This window comes from Mycobacterium sp. NGS68 (assembly GCF_059812195.1).
Window position 1 is genome coordinate 161,592 of record NZ_JCALCE010000006.1, and the last position, 21,248, is coordinate 182,839.

At 70.0% G+C, this 21,248-nt stretch carries 18 protein-coding genes; 6 read left to right on the forward strand and 12 right to left on the reverse strand.

Going from position 1 to position 21,248, the window contains the following annotated elements; genetic code table 11:
- Window positions 1–20: 20 nt before the first annotated feature.
- From AC5Y5V_RS09635 to AC5Y5V_RS09645, 3 genes are read right to left on the reverse strand one after another with little or no spacing between them, the layout of a single operon-like run.
- A complete protein-coding gene (locus tag AC5Y5V_RS09635; RefSeq protein WP_499933327.1) occupies window positions 21–680 on the reverse strand; it encodes a hypothetical protein in 660 nt (219 codons plus the stop codon).
- Between the two features lie 44 nt (window positions 681–724).
- On the reverse strand, window positions 725–1,234 hold the full coding sequence (locus tag AC5Y5V_RS09640) for a mycothiol transferase (RefSeq protein WP_499933329.1): 510 nt from the start codon (window positions 1,232–1,234) through the stop codon (window positions 725–727).
- Between the two features lie 10 nt (window positions 1,235–1,244).
- Window positions 1,245–1,988 (reverse strand): methyltransferase domain-containing protein, encoded by a 744-nt coding sequence (locus tag AC5Y5V_RS09645; RefSeq protein WP_499933331.1) that lies wholly within the window; start codon window positions 1,986–1,988, stop codon window positions 1,245–1,247.
- Window positions 1,989–2,222: 234 nt separating this feature from the next.
- On the opposite strand from AC5Y5V_RS09645, the gene AC5Y5V_RS09650 reads away from it, so the two are divergent.
- From AC5Y5V_RS09650 to AC5Y5V_RS09665, 4 genes are all read left to right on the forward strand, one after another.
- Complete coding sequence (locus AC5Y5V_RS09650; RefSeq protein WP_499933333.1) at window positions 2,223–3,959, forward strand: N-acyl-D-amino-acid deacylase family protein; 1,737 nt, start codon at window positions 2,223–2,225, stop codon at window positions 3,957–3,959.
- 40 nt (window positions 3,960–3,999) lie between these two features.
- Window positions 4,000–5,415 (forward strand): PPE family protein, encoded by a 1,416-nt coding sequence (locus tag AC5Y5V_RS09655; protein WP_499933335.1) that lies wholly within the window; start codon window positions 4,000–4,002, stop codon window positions 5,413–5,415.
- Between the two features lie 126 nt (window positions 5,416–5,541).
- Window positions 5,542–5,946 (forward strand): pyridoxamine 5'-phosphate oxidase family protein, encoded by a 405-nt coding sequence (locus tag AC5Y5V_RS09660; RefSeq protein ID WP_499933337.1) that lies wholly within the window; start codon window positions 5,542–5,544, stop codon window positions 5,944–5,946.
- A complete protein-coding gene (locus AC5Y5V_RS09665; RefSeq protein ID WP_499933339.1) occupies window positions 5,943–6,503 on the forward strand; it encodes a carboxymuconolactone decarboxylase family protein in 561 nt (186 codons plus the stop codon). Before AC5Y5V_RS09660 ends, AC5Y5V_RS09665 begins: the two co-directional genes overlap by 4 nt.
- On the opposite strand, the gene AC5Y5V_RS09670 is transcribed toward AC5Y5V_RS09665, so the two are convergent.
- The 6 genes from AC5Y5V_RS09670 to AC5Y5V_RS09695 all read right to left on the reverse strand — a co-directional run bounded on the left by AC5Y5V_RS09670 (window position 6,492) and on the right by AC5Y5V_RS09695 (window position 13,654).
- Window positions 6,492–7,313: an SDR family NAD(P)-dependent oxidoreductase gene (locus AC5Y5V_RS09670; protein WP_499933341.1), complete on the reverse strand. Its 822-nt coding sequence runs from the start codon at window positions 7,311–7,313 to the stop codon at window positions 6,492–6,494. The two genes, AC5Y5V_RS09665 and AC5Y5V_RS09670, sit on opposite strands and share 12 nt — an antisense overlap.
- 546 nt (window positions 7,314–7,859) lie before the next feature.
- A complete protein-coding gene (gene groL / locus AC5Y5V_RS09675; protein ID WP_499933343.1) occupies window positions 7,860–9,485 on the reverse strand; it encodes a chaperonin GroEL in 1,626 nt (541 codons plus the stop codon).
- A 195-nt stretch (window positions 9,486–9,680) separates the two neighbouring features.
- Window positions 9,681–10,397, reverse strand: a complete 717-nt coding sequence (uppS, locus tag AC5Y5V_RS09680) for a polyprenyl diphosphate synthase (RefSeq protein WP_499933345.1) — start codon at window positions 10,395–10,397, stop codon at window positions 9,681–9,683.
- A 46-nt stretch (window positions 10,398–10,443) separates the two neighbouring features.
- Entirely contained in the window at window positions 10,444–12,000 is a 1,557-nt protein-coding gene (locus AC5Y5V_RS09685; protein WP_499933347.1) for an MFS transporter, read from the reverse strand.
- Window positions 11,997–12,620 carry an isopentenyl-diphosphate Delta-isomerase gene (idi, locus tag AC5Y5V_RS09690; protein ID WP_499933349.1) on the reverse strand — a complete coding sequence of 208 codons (624 nt, stop codon included), beginning with the start codon at window positions 12,618–12,620 and terminating at the stop codon, window positions 11,997–11,999. The genes AC5Y5V_RS09685 and idi overlap by 4 nt, the downstream gene beginning before the upstream one ends.
- The gene (locus AC5Y5V_RS09695) at window positions 12,620–13,654 is read right to left on the reverse strand and encodes a polyprenyl synthetase family protein (protein WP_499933351.1); all 1,035 of its coding nucleotides are present in this window, start codon (window positions 13,652–13,654) and stop codon (window positions 12,620–12,622) included. Before AC5Y5V_RS09695 ends, idi begins: the two co-directional genes overlap by 1 nt.
- Window positions 13,655–14,010: 356 nt before the next feature.
- Here AC5Y5V_RS09695 and AC5Y5V_RS09700 point away from each other — a divergent pair, with 356 nt between their 5' ends.
- Both AC5Y5V_RS09700 and moeA read left to right on the forward strand, forming a co-directional pair.
- Complete coding sequence (locus AC5Y5V_RS09700; protein WP_499933353.1) at window positions 14,011–14,958, forward strand: SDR family NAD(P)-dependent oxidoreductase; 948 nt, start codon at window positions 14,011–14,013, stop codon at window positions 14,956–14,958.
- A gap of 3 nt (window positions 14,959–14,961) precedes the next feature.
- Window positions 14,962–16,167 (forward strand): molybdopterin molybdotransferase MoeA, encoded by a 1,206-nt coding sequence (gene moeA / locus AC5Y5V_RS09705; protein WP_499933355.1) that lies wholly within the window; start codon window positions 14,962–14,964, stop codon window positions 16,165–16,167.
- 29 nt (window positions 16,168–16,196) lie between these two features.
- Here moeA and AC5Y5V_RS09710 read toward each other — a convergent pair whose 3' ends face one another.
- The 3 genes from AC5Y5V_RS09710 to AC5Y5V_RS09720 all read right to left on the reverse strand — a co-directional run bounded on the left by AC5Y5V_RS09710 (window position 16,197) and on the right by AC5Y5V_RS09720 (window position 21,184).
- Window positions 16,197–18,734, reverse strand: a complete 2,538-nt coding sequence (locus AC5Y5V_RS09710) for a PE family protein (RefSeq protein ID WP_499933357.1) — start codon at window positions 18,732–18,734, stop codon at window positions 16,197–16,199.
- Between the two features lie 103 nt (window positions 18,735–18,837).
- Window positions 18,838–20,022, reverse strand: coding sequence for an MFS transporter (locus tag AC5Y5V_RS09715; RefSeq protein ID WP_499933359.1), 1,185 nt, complete (start codon window positions 20,020–20,022; stop codon window positions 18,838–18,840).
- Window positions 20,009–21,184 (reverse strand): MFS transporter, encoded by a 1,176-nt coding sequence (locus AC5Y5V_RS09720; RefSeq protein ID WP_499933563.1) that lies wholly within the window; start codon window positions 21,182–21,184, stop codon window positions 20,009–20,011. The genes AC5Y5V_RS09715 and AC5Y5V_RS09720 overlap by 14 nt, the downstream gene beginning before the upstream one ends.
- Between the last annotated feature and the right edge of the window lie 64 nt (window positions 21,185–21,248).

Consider the following 21,248-nt stretch of genomic DNA (forward strand, 5'->3'; position numbering starts at 1 on the left):
ATGCCGTTGGTCGACACGCTTTAAGTGTCGCCGTGGCTCGACCGGTATTCATAGCTGCGCGTCGGGCACTGGTTGTGGACCGCCGCCCACTTCGTGTCAACGACCGCCTTGAGCGAACGGGCATACTCGATCGGCACCATGGCAGCCAGCGCATCCACCCTGCGCTGCATCCGTGCCGCCACTTCCTTCTGGGCAGGAGTGCGCTCCGCCGGGTTTCCGGACTGAAGAAACTGGCGGGCTGCGGCAATGGCATTGTGAAAAACCGCATCCGGGTTGGCCATCGCATTCTTGGCCTCGGCCTCGTCCTTACTGAGCACTTCCTCGGCCAACCCGGGGCCCGCCGCGACGGAGGCGCAAATCTGTCGTCCGACGCCCCGCAGAAAGTGGGGCGTACTTCTGACGGTGTCCCGATCGAGCGGAACCGCGATGCCCAGCAGCGGCGCCGTCAGGTCGAACCTGTTCCAAACGTCCTTGTTGTCACAGGCCGCTTTCGCAAAACCGGCATCGCCGCCCGCGGGAACTTCGGTGTAGAACGAGCCTTCGAGCCAATGACGGGCCCTATCGCTTGCGGACCCAGTGGCGGGCGTCGATCCGGGCGACGAATCCAATGCTTGCTGGGCTCGCTCTAGCTGCTCACCAATGGTGGTGGCTTTACCGGTGACCGGGTCGGTGAACTTCATGGAGGCCACAACACCGGCATCAGCTCAAATCGGACGGCTAAGTCCTACTGCGCGATGCCCCGCACGTAGGCGGCTTGGCCGAGGTGCTGAGCGCAGTCGTCGATGATGCTGACCAGCCGCGCGCTGGCGGTCACCGGCGGATCCCAATTGGTGTCCACGACGCGGGCCAGCTCGTCGGCGGTGACGCCGGCGACGTATTCGAGGCTGAGCTGGTGAACCGCGTGGTAGTAACCGGCGAGCAGCTCGGCGGAGGCCCGCACCTTCGCGACATCCGCCGCGCTGTGCCCGTAGCCGGAGTCGTTGCGCGGCAGGTCCAGCGCGAACCGATCCACCCAGCCGTCGCGGGTCCACACCTGTTCGACGCCGGCGACGTCGGCGAGCTGCATGTCCTGCACCCGGGCGCTGTGCCAGATCAGCCAGGCGATGCTGTTGGCATCCGGGCTGGGCCGGTAGTCGGCCAGCTGGTCGGGCAGGCCGTCGGTCAGGTCGTCGACGTGCTCGATCAGCCTGGTGAACGCATCCCGGAGCAGTTCGCGGGCCGCTTCGTCGCTCATAGACGCGACCCTACGCCAGGGGGCACTTGGCCCGGCTGACACAGAACCGGAACAGGTTCCAGGAAATCTCGGCCTGCAGGCCGGCCCGCTCCAGGTAGCCGCACCAATCGCTGCGACGGAAGCTGCGCGCGATGGAGATGACGCCGTCGCGCCGAATCACCTCATGCCAGCCCATCGCGCGGGCCAGCACCGGGAAGGAGTAGTAGGGCAACGGATGACGATGCAGGTCGACGTTGTGCCAACCGTGGGTCGTGTTTTCGTCGAGCCAACTCAGGAACCGGACGACGCCGTCGTCGTCGAGGTGGTGGGTGAATTGCGAACTGACGATGAAGTCGGACCGGGCGTCGGGCACATACGTGAACACGTCGGCCGTGCGGAAGTCGATGTCCATCCACCGCGGCGTCGCCTCCCGCGCGACTATTGCGCTGCGCGGATTGACGTCGATGCCGGACAGTCGCACCTGCAGCCCGCGCCGTCGCGACCAACTGGCAATGGCGCGCAGTAGGTCGCCGTGGCCGTACCCGACGTCCAACACGGTGACCGGAGCGCCGGCCGGCAATGCGCAGATCGCGCCCGCCAGCCAGCGCACCGTCGGATGGTGGGTGAAGGTCAGGCGATTGACGACGGCAAGCTCGCCCAGACACCGTCGGTAGGTGGCGAGGTCGGTGCTCTCCTCGTCCAAGTCCTCCGCCTGCGTGCTGCGCGCCGCGAGGCTGTGCAGAAACCCCGCGTGATGAGACGCCGCGCCAACCATCGCGCTCCCGCCGTGCGTAGTTCGGAGCGCTCCTCTCCGATGGGTCGAGTGTGCTCGCCGCGGGTGGGGATTGTGTGCACTTCTGCGAACCACACAGGAGGTTTCCAGGCGTCTGGAAGCGAGTCCGAAGGGCGTGCCTCGCGGGCGATTCGACGCGCGTTTCTCCTGGTAGCTTGGTAATACATTCGGCACTTCTGAACAGCCCAAAGCCGCCCCTAGTAGGAGATTGGTCAGATGCACTACGACCTGCTCATCCGCAATGGCACCATCGTCGACGGCCTGGGCGGAGAACCTTACGTCGGCGACGTGGCCGTGCAGGACGGCGTCATCGCAGCGGTCGGCTCGGTGAACGGGGACACAGCCGAGCGGGAAATCGACGCGACCGGCCTGCTCGTCACCCCGGGCTTCGTCGACCTGCACACCCACTACGACGGGCAGGCCATCTGGTCGGAGCGCCTGACGCCGTCGTCAGCGCACGGCGTGACCACGGTGGTGATGGGCAACTGCGGTGTCGGCTTCGCGCCGTGCCGGCAGGAAGACCACGACGTGCTCGTCGACGTGATGGCCGGCGTGGAGGACATCCCCGGGGTCGTGATGACCGACGGCCTGCCCTGGACGTGGGAGACGTTCCCGCAATACATGGACGCCCTGGAGTCGCGACAGCGTGATATCGATGTGGCCGCCTACCTGCCGCACTCACCGCTGCGGGTGTATGTGATGGGCCAGCGCGGCGCGGACCGCGAGCCGGCCACCGACGAGGACCTCGCCAGGATGCGGGCGCTGGCCAAGGAGGCGATCGAGGCCGGCGCGCTCGGCTTCGCGTCGTCGCGCCTGATGATCCACAAGACCGAGAGCGGTGCGCCGATCCCCAGCTACGACGCCGCCCGCGAGGAGATCGAGGAGATCGCCCGCGGCGTCGTCGACGGCGGCGGTGGGCTGCTGCAGTTCGTGCCCGACATTCCGGCCGGGGGCTACCAGCCCGTGCTGCAGACGGTCTTCGACGTCGCCGAGGACGTCGGGCTGCCGCTCACCTTCACGCTGGTGGTCGCCAGCACCGGCGAGCCCACCTGGCCCGACGCGATCACGATGATCGACAAGGCGAACGCCGCCGCGGGCGACGGGGTCCGGGTCACCGCGCAGCTGCTGCCGCGGCCCATCGGGCTGATCATCGGGCTGCAGCTGTCCGCCAACCCGTTCGTGCTGTACCCCAGCTACCAGGAGATCGCGCACCTGCCGCTGGCCGAGCGCGTCGCCGAGATGCGCAAGCCCGAGGTGCGTGCCCGCATCTTGGCCGACAAGCCCGGCGCCGGGCACCCGATCCTCTACGCCGCCCAGATGTGGGACTGGATCTTCCCGCTGGACGACACCCCGAACTACGAGCCGAACCCGTCGGACAGCATCGGGGCGCGCGCCCGCGCTCGCGGTGTGGAGCCGGTCGAGGAGGCCTACGACCGGATGCTCGACGAAGACGGCCGGGCCATGCTGCTGGTCGCCACCAGCAACATGCAGAACAACTCGCTGGACACCGTCGGCGAGTTGCTGCATCGGGAGGACGTGGTGCTCGGCCTCGGCGATGGCGGCGCCCACTACGGCATGATCTGCGACGCCAGCTACTCGACTTTCTTCCTGGCGCACTGGGCGCGCGATCGCGAGTCCGGACGGTTCACGGTCCCCGAAGCCGTCCGCGAGCTCACTACCGTGCCGGCCCGCGTCGCCGGGCTGGCGGACCGCGGGCGCATCACGGTCGGCTACAAAGCCGACCTCAACGTCATCGACCACGCGGCGCTGCGGCTGCACAAACCGGTCATCACCTACGACCTGCCCGCCGGCGGGCGGCGGCTGGATCAGACCGCCGACGGGTACGTCGCGACCGTCGTCTCCGGTCAGGTGATCGCCGAGCACGGGGTGCCGACCGACGCCCGTCCGGGCAAATTAATTCGCGGCCGTCAACCGGCCCCTCTGTCCGTCTGAAACGGCCCCGGCAAGGCGCGCCGCCGGGTAGTTTGGGTTAGTGACAAACCCGCATTTTGCGTGGTTGCCGCCAGATATTAATTCGGCACTCATGTGGGCCGGCCCCGGAGTGGGGCCGCTGCTTGCTGCTGCCACGGCGTGGGGCGGATTGGCCGAAGAATTGGCGCAGTCCGCGGCCTCGTTTGCGGCCGTCACATCCGACTTGATCAACAGCTCGTGGCTGGGTGCCTCCGCGACGGCGATGATGGCCGTGGCGGCCCAATACTCGACATGGCTGCGCGCGGCGGCGGCGCAGGCGGAGGGTGCGGCCACCCGTGCGGAGGCCGTTGCGGCCGCATTCGAGACAGCGCTGACGGCCGCGGTGCAGCCCGCCGTGGTGGCCGCCAACCGCGGGTTGGTGCGGGTGCTCGCAGCGACGAACTTCCTGGGCCAGAACGCCGCGGCGATCGCGGACATCGAGGCCGCCTACGAGCAGATGTGGGCGATGGACGTCGCGGCCATGTCCGCCTACCACGCCGACGCGTCGGCGTTGCTGTCGCGGCTGCCGAGCTGGGACCAGGTGCTGGCCGGCCTCAACATTTCCAACCTCGGCATCGGCAACCTGGGCATGGGCAACATCGGCGCGGGAAACAGCGGCGACAACAACGTCGGCTTCGGAAACCTCGGCAACGGAAACTGGGGCATCGGCAATACCGGCGAGGGCAACATCGGGTTCGGCCTGACCGGCAACCACAAGATCGGCATCGGCCTGAGCAACACCGGCAGCGGAAACGTCGGCTTCGGCAACTCGGGCAAGGGCAACATCGGCTTCGGCAACTCCGGCACCGGCAACATCGGCTTCTTCAACTCCGGAACCGGAAACACGGGCATCTTGAACTCCGGCGCCCTCAACACCGGCCTGGGCAACTTCGGGTCCAGCAACCTCGGCTTCTGGAACGCCGGGCTGGGCCAGACCGGCTGGATGAACCAGACCACGCAGAGCCTCAACAGCCTGTTCGGCACCGACAACGTCACCGGCGCGCTGAGCACGGCCAACATCAACCGGGCCGTGCTCGACTCCAGCAGCGTGGCCCTCGGCGGTTTCACCCCCGACGTGGCCGGCGCGGGATTGCTCGGCTCCGGCCTGGCCAGTACGCCCCTTGGCGCCCTGGCCACCACCCCGCTCGGTGCCGTGGCGCCGGTCGCGCCGAGCATTGCGGCCGCGACGGGCATCCCCGCGTCTCTGTCGGCGACGCCCGCCGCAGCCCCGCCCGCCCCCGCCATCGGTGCCGCCGCAGCCGCGCCCGTTCGGAGCGGCGGCGCGGCCGGCAACTCCGGCGACGCGGGCCTGCGCAATACGCCCGCCCGTGAGGGCGAGAACGTCCCCGCCGACGGCATTCCCAGCTCCGGCTTCTTCGACAAGCTCGCCGCCACGCGCGTCGGCTCCGGCGTCCCGCAGCCTGGCTCGTCCGAGTAGTTTTTGCGCCCGGGAGCGTCGGGCGCGCTGCCGGCGCGCGACGGGCCTCAAAATGACGGGCAAACGCGGATTTGCCGCAAATTGGAGCGCCCTCGCGGCTGGCGCCGCACGGCCTATCCTCGACACATGCGCACGAAGAAGAAAGTGGACTTCGCGCGGCTGGCCGCCGCGCTCCCCGACTTTCCGTTCGCCTACCTGATCACCGTCGACGAGGGCTACCGCGTGCACACCGTGACGGTCGAGCCGACGCTGCGGGGCACTGTGCTCGACGTCGGGCTCATCGGCGGCCGAACGCGCGACAACCTCGCCCAGCGCCGCGACGTGACGCTGCTGTGGCCGCCGGCGGAACCGGGCGGCTACTCGTTGATCGTCGACGGCTCCGCCGAGGTTTCCGACGAGGGCACTCCCGGAGCTGAAGCCGCACGCTGCGGCGTCGTACCCACCCGCGCGTTGCTGCATCGCGAGGCAGAGTCCCCGTCGGCGGCCAAGGGCTGCCTGCACGACTGCGTCGTGTTCAGCGAGCCCGCGTGAGCCGCGTCGCGCCGCTCGCGCCGCCGTGGAGCGAGGAAGACGCCGCCGGCATCAACAGCTGGGGCCATCCGGACCGCACCTACGAGCCGCTCCTGCTGGTGCGTTGTCTGCAGCGCCATCCGGTGCTGGCGGGACGGCTGCGCAAGCTCGGCGAGTCCCTGTACGTCGCGGCGCTGCTGCCGCCCCGAAGCCGGACGATCGCGATCCTGCGCATCTGCGCGCTGGTGGGTTGCCGGTACGAATGGGGCGGCCAAGCGGCGTTCTGGGGACCGATCGCGGGCGTCAGCGACGACGAGTGCGACGCGCTGGTGCTCGGCGGCGCGCAGGATCCGCGATGGAGCGCGCCCGAGCGGACGCTGATCGAGGCGGTGGACGAACTGGAGCACACCGGCTCGTGGTCGGAGGCCACCTGGTCAGGGCTGGGGAGTTTCCTGGACGACGAACAGCGGATCGAGCTGCTGACCGCTGTCGGCTGGTATCGCACGATCTGCACGCTGTGCAACGCGCTGGCGCTGCCGGTGGAGGGCTGGATGCGGCCCTGGCCGTCAGCTCGCTGACCGGTCCCGGCGCAGGGCCGGATGCAGACTCTTCAGTAGCGGCAGCAGCAGCCGTCGCGGCATGACCTGAAAGAGCCGGCTACTGACCTGGCTCGCCAGCCCGGGAGTAACCGTGCCGCGGTCGCGGTCCAGAGCGTCGAGCCCGGCCCGGGCCACGTCCCGCGACGACTTCCACATGAACTTCGGGAAGGCGTCGGCGAAGGTCCGCTCGTCCATGCCCGCCTTCACCAGGAACTCCGTGCGCACGGGCCCGGGATCAAGCAGCGCGACGGTGACGCCGGTACCGGCCAGCTCGCCGTGCAGCCCTTGCGTGTAGGACCTCACGAAGGCCTTGGTGGCGGCGTAGCCGATCTGCCCCGGGAACGGGTGGAAGCCCGCGGTGGACCCGACGTTGAGGATCGCGCCGCGGCCGCGGGGCACCATCTGCTGGACCGCGCGGGTAGTCAGGTCGATCACAGCCTCGACGTTGACCCGCACCTGGGCGATCTCGTCGTCAACGGACGTCCGCATGACCGAACCCATGGTGCCGATGCCGGCGTTGTTGACCAGGATGTCGACGGTCAGCCCGCGGCCGGCGAGGTCGTCGAAGAGGCCGGCGCGAGCGGCGGGGTCCGCGACGTCGCAGGCGATCACCTCGACTCTGGTGCTCGGCAGCCCGCCGGCCAGTTCGCGCAGGCGGTCCTCGCGGCGGGCGACGAGCGTGACGCCGTAGCCGCGCTCAGCAAGCTCGCGGGCGATGTCGGCGCCAATGCCCGACGATGCGCCGGTTACGACGGCCGTGCTGGTGGGTGCGGGAGTCGGAAGGGCCACGGGTTCGACCCTATAAGGCCGCAGCGAAGGCGCCACGTTCGGCGAGTTTGCCCCGCACGCGTTCGATGATCATGTGCGGACGCAGCAGCATCGCGGCGCTGACCCGGATGACGATCCAGCCGGCCGCCTCCAGCAGGGCGATGCGCTCGATGTCCCACGCCCGCTGCCGGATCGAGCCACTTTGTGCCGAGCGCCGCGGCAGCGGACAGGCCGGCCAACGTGGCGCCCGTCGACAGCCAGGCGGCGCGCGCTTTCGTCGCTGCGGTCAGTTCTGCCTCTTTGTCTGTATTCGCGTCGCGGAACCGCGTCGTCGAACGGGGTACCTGTGGATGAATCTCTAGGTGTGGATACATCGCCGCGATCATCGAGTGTGGGGTCTCGTCTCGGCCCTAGCCCCGCGAGTGTGGGGACTATGAACGTCACCCTCCAGACGTACATAACCCCCACACTCGCCACGTGCGACGCGACGCGCGAGCTGCGAGCCGCGGAAGGCACGAAAAAGCCCGGCTCGACAACGCGAGCCGGGCTTTTTCGTGACTAAAGGACTTAGAAGTCCATACCGCCCATGCCGCCGGTCGGGTCGCCCGCCGGAGCGGCCGCCTTCTCGGGCTTGTCGGCAACGACGGCCTCGGTGGTCAGGAACAGCCCCGCGATGGACGCCGCGTTCTGCAGCGCCGAACGGGTCACCTTCACCGGGTCGGCAACGCCGGCCTTCAGCAGGTCCTCGTACTCACCGGTGGCGGCGTTCAGGCCGGTGCCGGCGGGCGCGTTGCGGACCTTCTCGGCGACAACGCCGGGCTCCAGCCCGGAGTTGAAGGCGATCTGCTTCAGCGGAGCCTCGAGCGCCACGCGCACGATGTTGGCGCCGGTCGCCTCGTCACCCTTGAGGTCGAGCTCGGCCAGGGCCGGAGCCGACTGCAGCAGGGCCACGCCACCACCGGCGACGATGCCCTCCTCGACGGCGGCCTTGGCGTTGCGGACGGCGTCCTCGATGCGGTGCTTGCGCTCCTTGAGCTCCACCTCGGTGGCGGCCCCGGCCTTGATCACCGCAACACCGCCGGCCAGCTTGGCCAGGCGCTCCTGCAGCTTCTCGCGGTCGTAGTCGGAGTCGCTGTTCTCGATTTCGCCGCGGATCTGGGCCACCCGGCCGGCGATGGCGTCCGGGTCACCGGCGCCCTCGACGATGGTGGTCTCGTCCTTGGTGATAACCACCTTGCGGGCCTTGCCCAGCAGCGAGATGTCGGCGGTCTCGAGGGACAGGCCGACCTCTTCGCTGATGACCTGGCCACCGGTGAGGATCGCCATGTCCTGCAGCATCGCCTTGCGACGGTCACCGAAGCCGGGGGCCTTTACGGCCACCGACTTGAAGGTGCCGCGGATCTTGTTGACGACCAGCGTGGACAGCGCCTCGCCCTCGACGTCCTCGGCGATGATCAGCAGCGGCTTGCCGCCCTGAATGACCTTCTCCAGCAGCGGCAGCAGGTCCTTGACGGTCGACACCTTCGACGACACCAGCAGGATGTAGGGGTCCTCGAGGACCGCTTCCTGACGCTCGGCGTCGGTGACGAAGTAGCCCGAGATGTAGCCCTTGTCGAACCGCATGCCCTCGGTGAGCTCGAGCTGCAGGCCGAAGGTGTTGGACTCCTCGACGGTGATGACGCCCTCGTTGCCGACCTTGTCCATCGCCTCGGCGATCAGGTCGCCGATCGACTGGTCGCCCGCGGAGATGCCCGCGGTGGCCGCGATCTGCTCCTTGGTCTCGACGTCCTTGGCCGACTTGAGCAGGGTCTCGGTGACCTTCTCGACGGCCTTCTCGATGCCGCGCTTGAGACCCAGCGGGTTGGCGCCGGCGGCAACGTTGCGCAGGCCCTCCTTGACCAGCGCCTGAGCCAGCACCGTGGCCGTCGTCGTGCCGTCACCGGCAACGTCGTCGGTCTTCTTGGCGACTTCCTTGACCAGCTCGGCGCCGATCTTCTCGTACGGGTCCTCCAGCTCGATCTCCTTGGCGATGGACACACCATCGTTGGTGATCGTGGGGGCACCCCACTTCTTCTCCAGTACGACGTTGCGACCCTTGGGGCCCAACGTCACCTTTACCGCGTCGGCGAGGGCGTTGAGGCCCCGCTCGAGACCGCGACGGGCCTCTTCGTCGTACGCAATTGTCTTGGCCATTGCGAAGTGATTCCTCCGGATTGGGGATGACTACGTTCTGGCCGGGCGCAGTGCCCGCGACGGACGACCAAAGCTGGTCTCACCGTCCCGACCTAGCACTCGCCGGTCGCGAGTGCCAACGTCATTCTTAGCACTCGCCTATCCCGAGTGCAAGAAAGGGTCCGCGGGTTCCGCCGGGAGCGTAACGGCGCGACGTCAGCCGGCGACGTCAGCGACGTGACATACCCCGCGAGTGCGGACGCGATCCCCGAACTCAGCGATCGCCGCCTCCAGATGTTCGCGAGTGAAGTCGGGCCACATTACGTCCACGAAGTGCAGCTCCGAGTACGACGAGTGCCAAAGGAATCCGTTCGAGAGGCGCCGCTCGCCGCCCGTTCGGATGATCAGGTCCGGGTCTTGCATCTCGGGGGCATACAGCAGACGCCGGAACTCCTGCTCGCCGCCGCCGATGTAGCGCTGGGCCGCATCGAGCACCTCCTGGCGTCCGCCGTAGTTGAGCGCGACGAACAGCGTCATCCCGGTGTTGTGCGCAGTGGCTGCCTCGGCGTGGTCGATTGCATCGACCACATCTGTCGGTAGGCCGTTGCGTACCCCGAGTAATCGGATCTTGATGCCGCAGGGTTCCAACACCTCCACGGCGCGACCGAAATTCCGTGCGAACACCCCCATCAGGGTGTCGACTTCGCCGACCGGGCGCGACCAGTTCTCCGTCGAGAAGCTGTACAGCGAGAGCTGTTCGATGCCTAGTTCGGCCGCGTCCCGCGCGCGCAGGATCGAAACGGTGGCCGCCGCCAGGTACCCTTCTTCGGCGGTCAGCCCGCGGGCCTCTGCCCAACGCGAGTTGCCGTCGGGAATCAGGGCCAGCGTGCGCAGTCGGCCCGCCGTGAACGTCGCCGGCAAAACGCTGTTCATCGAGTGCATTGCATCCGGCTTTCAGTGAGCGGTCGATTTTCGGGCGTTAGTTGGTTGCGGGCGGTGAAAGATCCGCGGGCATCTCCTCGATATCCGGACCGGCTGCGCCGCGAGCGGGCAGGACGGCGGCGACCGCCGCGGCGGCGAGCAACGCGATACCTGCACAAACCAGACAGCTCGCCGTCAGACCATTGAGAAACGCCGCTTGCACCGCATGCCGCATCGACTCGGCCTGCGCTGCCGATTGCTGGTCGATCGTGTGCTGCGCTGCCGCCATCGACTCGCGCATCGCCTGGCGCGCGGCGGGATCGAGGCCGGCGAAGGCGGACCTGCGATCTAGTCCGGAGTGATACACCGATGCAAAGACGCTGCCGGCGATCGCTACGCCGAACGTGGCGCCGAGTTGGCGGGTGACCCCGGCAACCGCCGATCCCACGCCGGCGGCGTCGACGCTCAATGAACCCATGATCGCCTCGGTCGCCGGGGGCATGATGAACCCGACGCCGGCGCCCAAAAGTGTCATCGCGCCTCCGATCACCCAGTAAGGGGTACCGGTACCGAAGAAGCCCGACCCCGCGATCGCGGCGGCAAAGATCACCAACCCACCGACTACTACCGCCGTCGTGCCGAACCGTTCGGCGAGCCGCGGGGCCACAACGCTTGCGACCGCGACCGAAACGGCCAGGGGCAGCAACCGCACGCCGGTTTCGAACGCCGTATAGGTCGTGACAAATTGCAGATACTGCGTCATCACGAAGACAAATCCGCACAGCGCCAGGTAGGCGGCAGTCCCGGCGAGGTTGCCTCCGGAGAATCGCCGGTCGGCGAACATCGACAGATCCAGCATCGGGTGCGCCGTCCGCGATTCGTGCCAGACGAAAGCGGTGATCGCGACGGCGGCCACTACGAATCCGCCAGTGGTACGAATATCGGACCATCCGACGTTGGGCGCCTCGATAATCGTGTAGATCAATGCGGTAACCCCAGCTGCGGACAGCAGCAGTCCCGCGATATCGATCGGTGTCCCGGCAGGATCACGTGAAGTCGGCACGAACACCGTCACGCCCGCCGCGGCCACGACGCAGATGGGGACATTGATCCAGAAGATGGACCCCACCGAGAAGTGTTGAAGCAACGCCCCTCCGGTGATGGGCCCCACGACCACGCCGAGTCCGTTCATCGCCGACCACAGCCCTATCGCTTTGGCGCGCTGAGCGGGTTCGGTGAAGATGTTGGTGATCAGCGCGAGCGTCGTCGGAAAAATGATGGCCGCACCGGCTCCCATCGCGGCGCGGGCGGCGATGAGCGCTTGGGGAGATGTTGCGCCGGCAGCGGCTGCGGACGCTACGGCGAAAAGTGCCAGGCCGAATGTGAGCCAGCCCCGCCTGCCGTAGCGATCGCCGAGGTTGCCGGCCGGCAGTAGCAGGCCCGCCGCGATCAGGAAGTACGCGTCGACAATCCACTGCAGTTCGGCATTGTCGGCGCGCAGTTCGCGCGACAACGAGGGCAGTGCGACGTTGACGATGGTCAGATCGATGCTGGCGACGAAATTGCTCAGGCACATGACGGCGAGCACGGTGCCGAGGCGAACACGAGCAGTCATATGGATCGTGCCGCCATAGGTAGCCGGGATTCGTGGACTGTGGGCCAACGCCGGGGGTCGGGCCCGAGCGCCGTCAACAGGTGGACCTGGCTGCGGCACCAGGGCGACACGGGAACGATGGCGCCGATGGTGAGATCGCGTACGAACTCGGGCCAGGGCAGCCATCGGAAAGCACCGACCTCATCGAAGTTCGGTCGCGGTTCGGCGTTGCTTCGTACCCGATACACCGGGCACATTTCGTTTTCCACGGTGCCATCGGCCATGACGGCCCGGTAGCGGAAATCGGGCAGGATCAGATCGATGCCATCGGCTACCAGGCCGAGCTCGGTCGCCAGCCGCCGTGCGACGGCGTCGGGCAGGGCTTCGCCGGGCAACGGATGTCCGCAACAACTGTTTGTCCACACGCCGGACCAAGTCAGTTTCGTCGCGGCCCGGCGCGTAACCAGCACGCGCCCGGCGGCGTCGAACACATAGCAGGAGAACGCGAGGTGCAGCGGAGTGTGCGCGGAATGCACCGTTGCCTTTTCGGCAACGCCGACTGCGACACCGCACTCGTCGAGCAACACCACCTGCTCGACCGCCGTTGCGGACCCGACGACGACATCCAACGGGTTTCGCATCAAGAAGTCCGGCTCGTGATCAATTCAGCCAATGCGTGCAGCTCGATTTGCCCACGCGAGTGCGGACGCGCGGCGTGCAGCGCTTCCAGCGCGGCGGATCGGTGCCGCGTCGCTTCGACTTCGGCCCACGCTCGACCCCCCGCGTCGTCAATCAACTCGGCCATGCGCGCCAATTCCGAATCGTCGGGTCCGGCGGTGCTGTTATAACGGGCCGCCAATTCGCGCCCAGCCGGTGTTCCTGAACACAAGGCGGCGACCACCGGCAATGTCTTCTTTCTCGATTTCAGATCGGAGTAGACGGGCTTGCCGGTGGCCGCCCCCTCTCCCCAAATCCCAAGGATGTCGTCGATGAACTGAAATGCCAGTCCGAGATGACGGCCGAACTGCCGGTACATCTCCGCCAGCGCCATATCGTCGACCGCCGCCAGCGAACCGAGTTGGCATGCGACACCGAACAGCGCTCCGGTTTTTTGCTCAGCCATCCGCAAACACTCTTCCGGCGAAACGTCGTTGCGCTCTTCGAACGCCAAATCGCTGGATTGGCCGGCGCAAAGTTCGAGCACGGCGGCCCGCAGGGCGTCGCCGCAGACACCGCTGCCCAAGACGTCGAAAGCCAGCACCAGCAGCGCGTCCCCAGTCAGCAGCGCCCGCGGTACACCAAACGCCGACCAGGCCGTCGGACGGTGCCGCCGCACGAGATCACCATCCATGATGTCGTCGTGCAGCAACGAAAAGTCGTGCACCAATTCCACCGCTACCGCGGGTCGGATCGCCGCTTCCGGCGGACCGCCCGCAGCACGCGCACACGCGATGGTCAGCGCCGAGCGTATTGACTTGCCACGCGCTGCCTCGACTTCGCGGCCGGAAGCGTCCCACCATCCCGAATGGAAACCGGCGACGTGCCCGACATCGGGCGGCAGTGCGTCAAGGACCGCACGCTGCGTCGGTTCGATGAGTAGCCGGGCCCGCGCCAACGCAGCTTCGATGATCGCCGAACCCTGGTGCCGAATGGGAGGATCGACGATCTCGGTCATGCGTACCGCCCTTCTGCGCACGGCTTCCGGCTGCGAAAGAAAAGCCGCCCAGGACTACGGAATTTACTTCAGCGTCAGCACGTCCACACCCGAATTCGTCGCAAATCGGCGGCCTCAAGGAAACTTCACGGGGACATGTGTTCGCGCAGGCATGTCGGGCCGCGTCGCGATTGTCACGGGCGCAACACGGGCCTCGGCTATGAAACCGCGGCTGACCAGGCCCGGGCCGGGGCATACGTGGTGGCGCGCACCCTGGCTAACGGCAAAGCAGCCGCTGCCGCTCGAGAAGCACTCCCCCGGCGATGGTTTCGCGCTGACCCCGCTTGGGCAAGCCCGCGGGTGCGTATGTTCTTGGCATGACCTCAAACGCCACCGAGACCCGCAAATGGTCGGATTCCGACATCCCGGACCAGAGCGGCCGCGTCGTCGTCATCACCGGCGCCAACACCGGTCTGGGCTATCACACCGCCGCCGCGCTGGCCTTCCGCAGCGCGCACGTGGTGCTCGCGGTGCGCAACCTGGAAAAGGGCAACGCCGCGCTGGCCCGCATCGTCGCCGCCGCGGGCGGGGAGCGCGCGAAAGCGGACGTCACGCTGCAGGCCCTGGACCTGACCTCGCTGGATTCGATCCGCTCCGCCGCGGACGCGCTGCGCGCCGCCTACCCGCGCATCGACCTGCTGATCAACAACGCCGGGGTGATGTGGACGCCCAAACAGCTCACCCAGGACGGCTTCGAGCTGCAGTTCGGCACCAACCACCTGGGCCACTTCGCGCTGACCGGGCTGCTCCTCGACCACCTGCTGCCGGTGCGCGGTTCGCGCGTGGTGACCGTGAGCAGCCTCGGACACCGGATGCGCGCCGCGATCCACTTCGACGACCTGCAGTGGGAGCACGGCTATGAGCGGATCGGCGCCTATGGCCAGTCCAAGCTGGCCAACCTGCTGTTCACCTACGAGCTGCAGCGCCGGCTGGCCGCCAGCCCGACGGCCGCCACCATCGCCGTGGCCGCCCATCCGGGCGGCTCCGCCACCGAGCTGGCCCGCAACGTCCCGCGGATCCTGCGGCCCCTCAACATCCTTGCGCCGCTGCTCTTCCAGAGCGCGGAGTCCGGTGCCTGGCCGACGCTGCGGGCCGCCACCGATCCGAGCGTGGAAGGCGGGCAGTACTACGGCCCCGACGGCTTCGCCGAGCAGCGTGGCCGTCCCAAGCTGGTCCAATCCAGCGCGCAGTCCCACGACGAGAACCTGCAGCGACGGCTCTGGACCGTTTCCGAGGAACTCACCGGCGTCAACTTCCCGGTGTAGACCATGCGATCGGTACACGAACATCAGCGCGTCGTCGGCGAGATGATCCAGGCGCGGCCGGCAGCCGCGGTCGCTTTGACGGCCGCGCAGGGACTGGTCCTGGCCGACGACGTCGTGGCGCGGTTGGCGCTGCCCGTCTTCGACAACTCCGCGATGGACGGCTACGCGGTGTGCGCCGACGACGTCGCCGCGGCCACGGACGAGACTCCCGTCGTGCTGCCGGTCGTCGAGGACATACCCGCCGGGCGCACCGACGAGCTGACGTTGCAGCCCGGCACGGCCCACCGGATCATGACGGGCGCGCCGCTGCCCGCCGGGGTGACGGCCGTCGTCCCCGTCGAGGACACCGACGGCGGGGAGGCCGCGGTGGCGATCAGGCGGTCCCGGCCGGCCGGCGCGCACATCCGGCGCGCCGGGGAGGACGTCGCCACGGGCACCACCGTGCTGCGCGCGGGCCAGGTCGTGACGCCGGCCGTGCTGGGCCTGGCTGCGGCGCTGGGCATGGCCGAGCTGCCGGTGGTCCCGCGGCAGCGGGTGCTGGTGATCTCCACCGGATCGGAACTCGTGGCGGCCGGGACCCCGCTGCGGCCCGGACAGATCTACGAGTCCAACTCGGTCATGCTGGCCGCGGCCGTCCGCGACGCGGGGGCCGAGGTCGTCGCCACCTGCACCGCCGGCGACGACGTCGCGCAGTTCAGCGCGGTCCTCGATCGCTACGCTGCGGGCGCGGACCTGATCATCACCAGCGGGGGCGTCAGCGCCGGCGCGTACGAGGTGGTCAAGGACGCTTTCGGCAGGGACGGTGGCCAAGGTGTCGAGTTCGTCAAGGTGGCGATGCAGCCGGGCATGCCGCAGGGCGTCGGCCGGGTGGCCGGCGTGCCGATCGTGACGCTGCCCGGCAATCCGGTCAGCGCGCAGGTGTCGTTCGAGGTGTTCATCCGGCCGGCGCTGCGCAGGGCGATGGGACTGCCGGATCCCGAACGCTCGCACCGACTGGCGCTGCTCACCGAGACGCTGAGTTCGCCGCGCGGCAAGCGGCAGTTCCGCCGCGCGGTGTTCGACCCCGAAGCCGGCACGGTGACCAGCTACGGCCCGCCCGCGTCGCACCACCTGCGCTGGCTGGCGTCGGCCAACGGGCTGTTGGACATCCCGGAGGACGTCGTCGAGGTGACGGCGGGAACCCAGGTGCAAGTGTGGGATCTGACCTAGTGGCGAACGCGAGCGCGGCGCAGCCGGTGTCAGCCCGACTGGCCAGAGGCGCCGTGGCTCAAGGGGCCGGTGCCGCCGCCGCCCACCCCGCCGGCCGCGCCGGTGGTACCGCCATTACCGCCGCCGCCGATGGTTTCGGGGCCGACGGGGAAGCCGGCTCCGCCGGTGCTACCTGAGCCGGGCTGGCCGGTCCGGGTCGCGGGACCGTTGATGAATCCGCCGCTGCCGCCGCCACCGCCGGCACCGGAATCGGTCTGCACGCCGATACCAGCGCCGACCGTGCTGCTGCCGGTGGCGCTGCCACCGGTACCGCCGGTACCGCCGGTGCCGGAGACGATGGAGCCGGACGCTCCGCCACCGCCACCGCCACCGCCAAAGGCCACCAACGTGTTCGGGTCCGCGCTTGTGGAGTAGCCGCCACCGCCACCGCCACCGCCACCGCCGCCCGCTCCGCCGGTAGCGCCGGAGGCGGTGTCACCGGAGCCACCGGTCCCGCCGCCCCCGCCGCGTCCGATCGCGATGCCGCCCGCGTTGGCAGTACCGCCGGCGCCTCCCGAGCCGCCCAAGCCTCCGGCGCCACCGCTCGCGCCGGCGCCGCCGGCGTCACCACCGGCTCCGCCGGGCCCACCGCCGCCACCACCACCAGCCAAGGCGGCGCTGTTGACGGTGGTGGCGTTGCCTCCACCGCCACCGGTACCGCCGTTGCCGCCTTGGCCGCCGTCACCGTTGGTGCCGCCGCCGCTGGCTGCGCCGCCGGCGCCCCCTGCCCCGCCGGTACCGCCGTTGCCGCCGGTGAGGCCGGGGCTGGTGCCGATGATGTTGTTGGCTCCGGTGTCGCCGCGTCCGCCGTTGCCGCCGGCACCGCCGTGGCCGCCAACGCCGGACGACCCGCCGGTCCCGCTGCCGCCGCCGGCGTCGCCGGCCGCCGCGCCGACGCCGCCCTGACCGCCGTCGCCGCCGCCGGCGCCGGTGCCGGTGGTGCCGAAGCTGTAGCCGTCGGCGCCCTGGCCGCCCTGGCCGCCGTCGCCGCCGGTGCCCCTGATGCCGCCGCTGCCCGCGCTGCCGCCCGCACCGCCGGCGCCGCCGGCCCCGCCGGTGCCGCCGGTGTGGCTGCTGGGGCCACCGGTGTCGGCCCGGCCGCCGGAACCACCGTTGCCGCCGTGTCCGCCGCTGCCCGCATGACCCGCGGCTCCGGTGCCGACGCCCGCCGCCCCCGCGGCGCCGCCGTCACCGCCGTGGCCGCCGTTGCCGCCGTTGTTGCCGGTTCCGGTGCCGGCATTGCTGTAGCTGTAGCCGACACCGCCGCCACCGCCCCCACCGCCGCTGCCGCCGTTGCCGTTGGTGCCGCCGGCGCCCGCGCTGCCGCCCGCTCCGCCGGCCCCGCCGTCGCCGCCGCTGAGGCCCGCGATGGTCACCAAGCCGTTGCCGTTGTCGCCGCGGCCGCCCTGCCCGCCATGGCCGCCGTCACCGGCGGTGCCCGCATGCCCGGCGGCACCGGTCGCCCCCAAGACGGCGCTCGAAGCGCCTCCGGCCCCACCGGCGCCGGCACCCCCGCCGGCCCCGCCGGTACCGCCGTCACCGCCGACCGTGCTGTAGCCCAACCCCGAGCCACCGTCCCCGCCGGCCCCGCCGCCGCTGCCGTCGCCGCCGATACCGCCGGCCCCGCCGGTCCCGCCCAGCCACGCGGCGTTGGCGCCACCGGCGCCACCGGCCCCGCCGGAGCCACCGGACCCGCCGGACCCGCCGGTCTTCCCCGGAATGGTGGTGGAGGCCCCGTCCGTGCCGGCCCCGCCGGCACCGCCGTCCCCGCCGGACCCACCCACACCGTTGACCGAGAACAGCTGCCTGTTGGCCCCGCCGGCCCCACCGGTGCCACCGGCGCCGCCAGAGGAGAGGGGGCCACCGACGCTGCCCGCGGCACCGTCACCGCCCGCCCCGCCGGCTCCGCCGTTGCCGCCGCCGAGGAGCCCGTTGGCGCCCCCGTTGCCGCCGGCGCCGCCGACGCCACCGTCCGCGGTGGCGTCACCGCCGGCGCCGCCGCGCCCGCCCGCGCCCCACAAGCCCGCCGACCCCCCGGCGCCGCCGCTGCCGCCGCTGGGGCCGTCGGCCCCGGCCGCCCCCTTACCGCCGTTACCGATCAGCCATCCGCCGTCACCGCCGCTGCCGCCGGGCGTGGTCGCATCGGCACCGTTACCCACCAACGGGCGCCCGGTCACATCCTTGACCGGGGAAAACACCGCCAACGCCTGCAACTGCTGCTGCAGGGACTGCAACGGGGCGGCATTGGCGGCCTCGGCCGCCGCATATTCCTGACCCGCGCGGGCCACCAGCCCGGCGAAGCGGGCGTGAAAAGCCGCCGTCTGCACGCTCAGTGCCTGAAAGTCCTGGCCGTAGCCGGCGAACAGCCGGGCCAGCGCACGGGACACGTCGTCGGCGCCGGCCGCCACGATCGAGGTCGTCGCGGGCGCCGACGCCGAGGTGGCGTGTCGCAGCGCCTGCCCGATCCCCGTCAAATCCGCCGACGCGTCGGCCAATTCCTGCGCGGAAGCAATTAGCAAAGACGACATCGCGAACTCCCTTACCGCTCGAGCCCAGGGAAACCGACAGCGTCCACATCGTAGCTGGTCAAGCCCCATGCGCAAGGGTTTTCGGGTGCCCCCGTGAACGGATCTAGGCCGCGTCGCGGTGGAACTCGTCGGCGGCGTCGAGCGCCTTGGTGCAGCGGATGACGACCGCCGCGACCGACAGCATCACCGGGATGGTGATCAGCGCCGCCGACAGGCCGAACGCGTCGGACAGGTAGCCGATCAGCGGCGGTCCGAGCAGGTAGCCCACCCATCCGACCGCGGCGACGATCGCGATCGCCGACCCGGCGCCGCCGGCCGAGTAGGCGGCGCTGAACGCGGTCGGGACCAGCAAGGCCACCCCGGCGCCCAGGCAGGCGAAGCCGACGACGCTGACCCCGGGGTTGGCGGCCGCCAGCGTCACGCTCATCCCGACGACGGCGAGCATCGCCAGGGCCGGCAGCAGCCGCCGACTGGCGACGCGTGCGTGCAGCCGGATCGCACCGAACCGGGTGGCGACCATCGCCGCCGTATACGCCGCATAGCTCAGTGCCGAGACTCCGGCTCCGGCGCCGACCACGCTGTGCACGTAGTTGGCCGACCAGTCGGCCGCGGCGCCCTCGCACAGGAACGACGCGAACGCCACGGCCGCGAGGATCGCCACGGTCCGGTTCATCCAGGCCCGCTTGGTGCCGCCCGTTTCGGGTGAGTCCGCGGCCTGGTCCGGAATCAGGTTGCGCGCCAGCGGTTCGACGACGGCGGCGACGACGACCCCGGTCACCGCCAGCTGCAGGGTGAGGTCGATGCCCGCGATCACGCACGCCGCGCCGATCGACGCCCCGATCAGCCCGCCGACACTCCACATGCCGTGGAAGCGGGCCATGATCGGGGCCCGGGCGAGCCGCTCGACCGTCCCGGCCTGGGTGTTCATCGCCACGTCCAGCCCACCCTGGAGCAGTCCCCACAACGCCAGGGCCAAGAACAGCGTCAGCCACGACCGGGACAGCCCGATCGTCATGGCCGCGGCGGCGTAGCCCGCGGCCGTGATGGGCACCAACCGCTGGCTCCCCCAGCGTGGCAGCGCCCACTGGCTCAGCACCGTGGCCGCGACCGACCCGACCGGCGCACCGAGCAGGGCGGTTCCGAGCGCGCCGTCGGACAGGGCGAGTTCGGCCTTGATGTGGGGGATGTGGGCCACCCACGACGACGCCACCACGGCGTGCGCGACGAAGGTCGCGGTGACGGCGACCTTCGCCCGGCTGAGCTGGGTTTCAGCGTTAAGTCGCGACATCCGCCGGGTCCCGGTGGAACTCGTCGGCGGCGTCGAGCGCGCGCGTGCAGCCGATGACGACGGCCACGATCGTCAGCATCACCGGGATCGTGATCAGCGCCGCCGACAGTCCGACCAACCCGGCGAGTTCACCGATCAGCGGCGGACCGAGCAGGTGTCCCACGAAGCCGGCGGTGGCCACGATCGAGATGGCCGATCCGGCGCTGCTGACCGAATAGGCGGCGCTGAACGCGGTCGGCACCAGCAGCGCCACGCCGGCCCCCAAGCCGGCGAAGCCGATCACGCCGAGCACCGGGCTGGCGGTCGCCAGCGCGACGCCCATGCCCACCGCCGCGAGCAGAGCGAGCGCCGGGAGCAGCCGCCGGCTGGACACGCGCGAACGTAGTCCCAGCGTGCCGAACCGCGTCACGACCATCATCAGCGCGTAGGCCGTATAGCTCAGCGCCGACAGGCTCGGGCCGGCGCCGACCACCTCATGCAGGTAGGTGGCAGACCAGTCGTTGGCGGTGCGCTCGCACAAGAACGACACGAACACCACCGCGGCAAGCACGGCCACCGGGGTCGTCAGGTACGCCCGCTTCGGCGGCGCCGGATCGGCTGCGACGGTGGGTTGCCGGGCGTCGGGAGCCAGCCGCCACGTCAGCGGCACCACGACGACCAGCACGACGCCGGCAAGGATCACCAGCTGGTCCGTCAGCCCGATACCCGCGCTGACGGACGCCACACCGATCACCGCGCCCAGCAACGCGCCCAGGCTCCACATCCCGTGGAAGCGCGGCATGATCGGGGCCCGCGCGAGCCGCTCGACGGTGGCGGCCTGGGTGTTCATCGCGACGTCCAGCGCGCCCATGAACATCCCCCACAGCGCCAGCGCAGCGAACAGCTGCGGCCCCGACTTGGCCAGTCCCACAGTCACGCCGACGGTCGCGTAGCCCGCGACCGTGACGGGCACCAGCCGGTGGCTGCCCCACCGCGGCAGCGCCCAGTGGCAGAGGACGGCGGCCACCACCGACCCGAGCGGGACACCGAACAGGGCGGTCCCCAACTCGGGGTCCGACAGCCGCAGGTGCTGCTTGACGGCCGGGATGTGGGCCGCCCACGACGAGAACACCACGGCGTGCGCTATGAATGCCGCCGTCACGCCAACCTTCGCGCGACGCAGCCGCCTGGCGTCACGACCGAGCGATTGCGTGGAAATTCCCGGCCCCCTCAGTCAGTCGCGGACA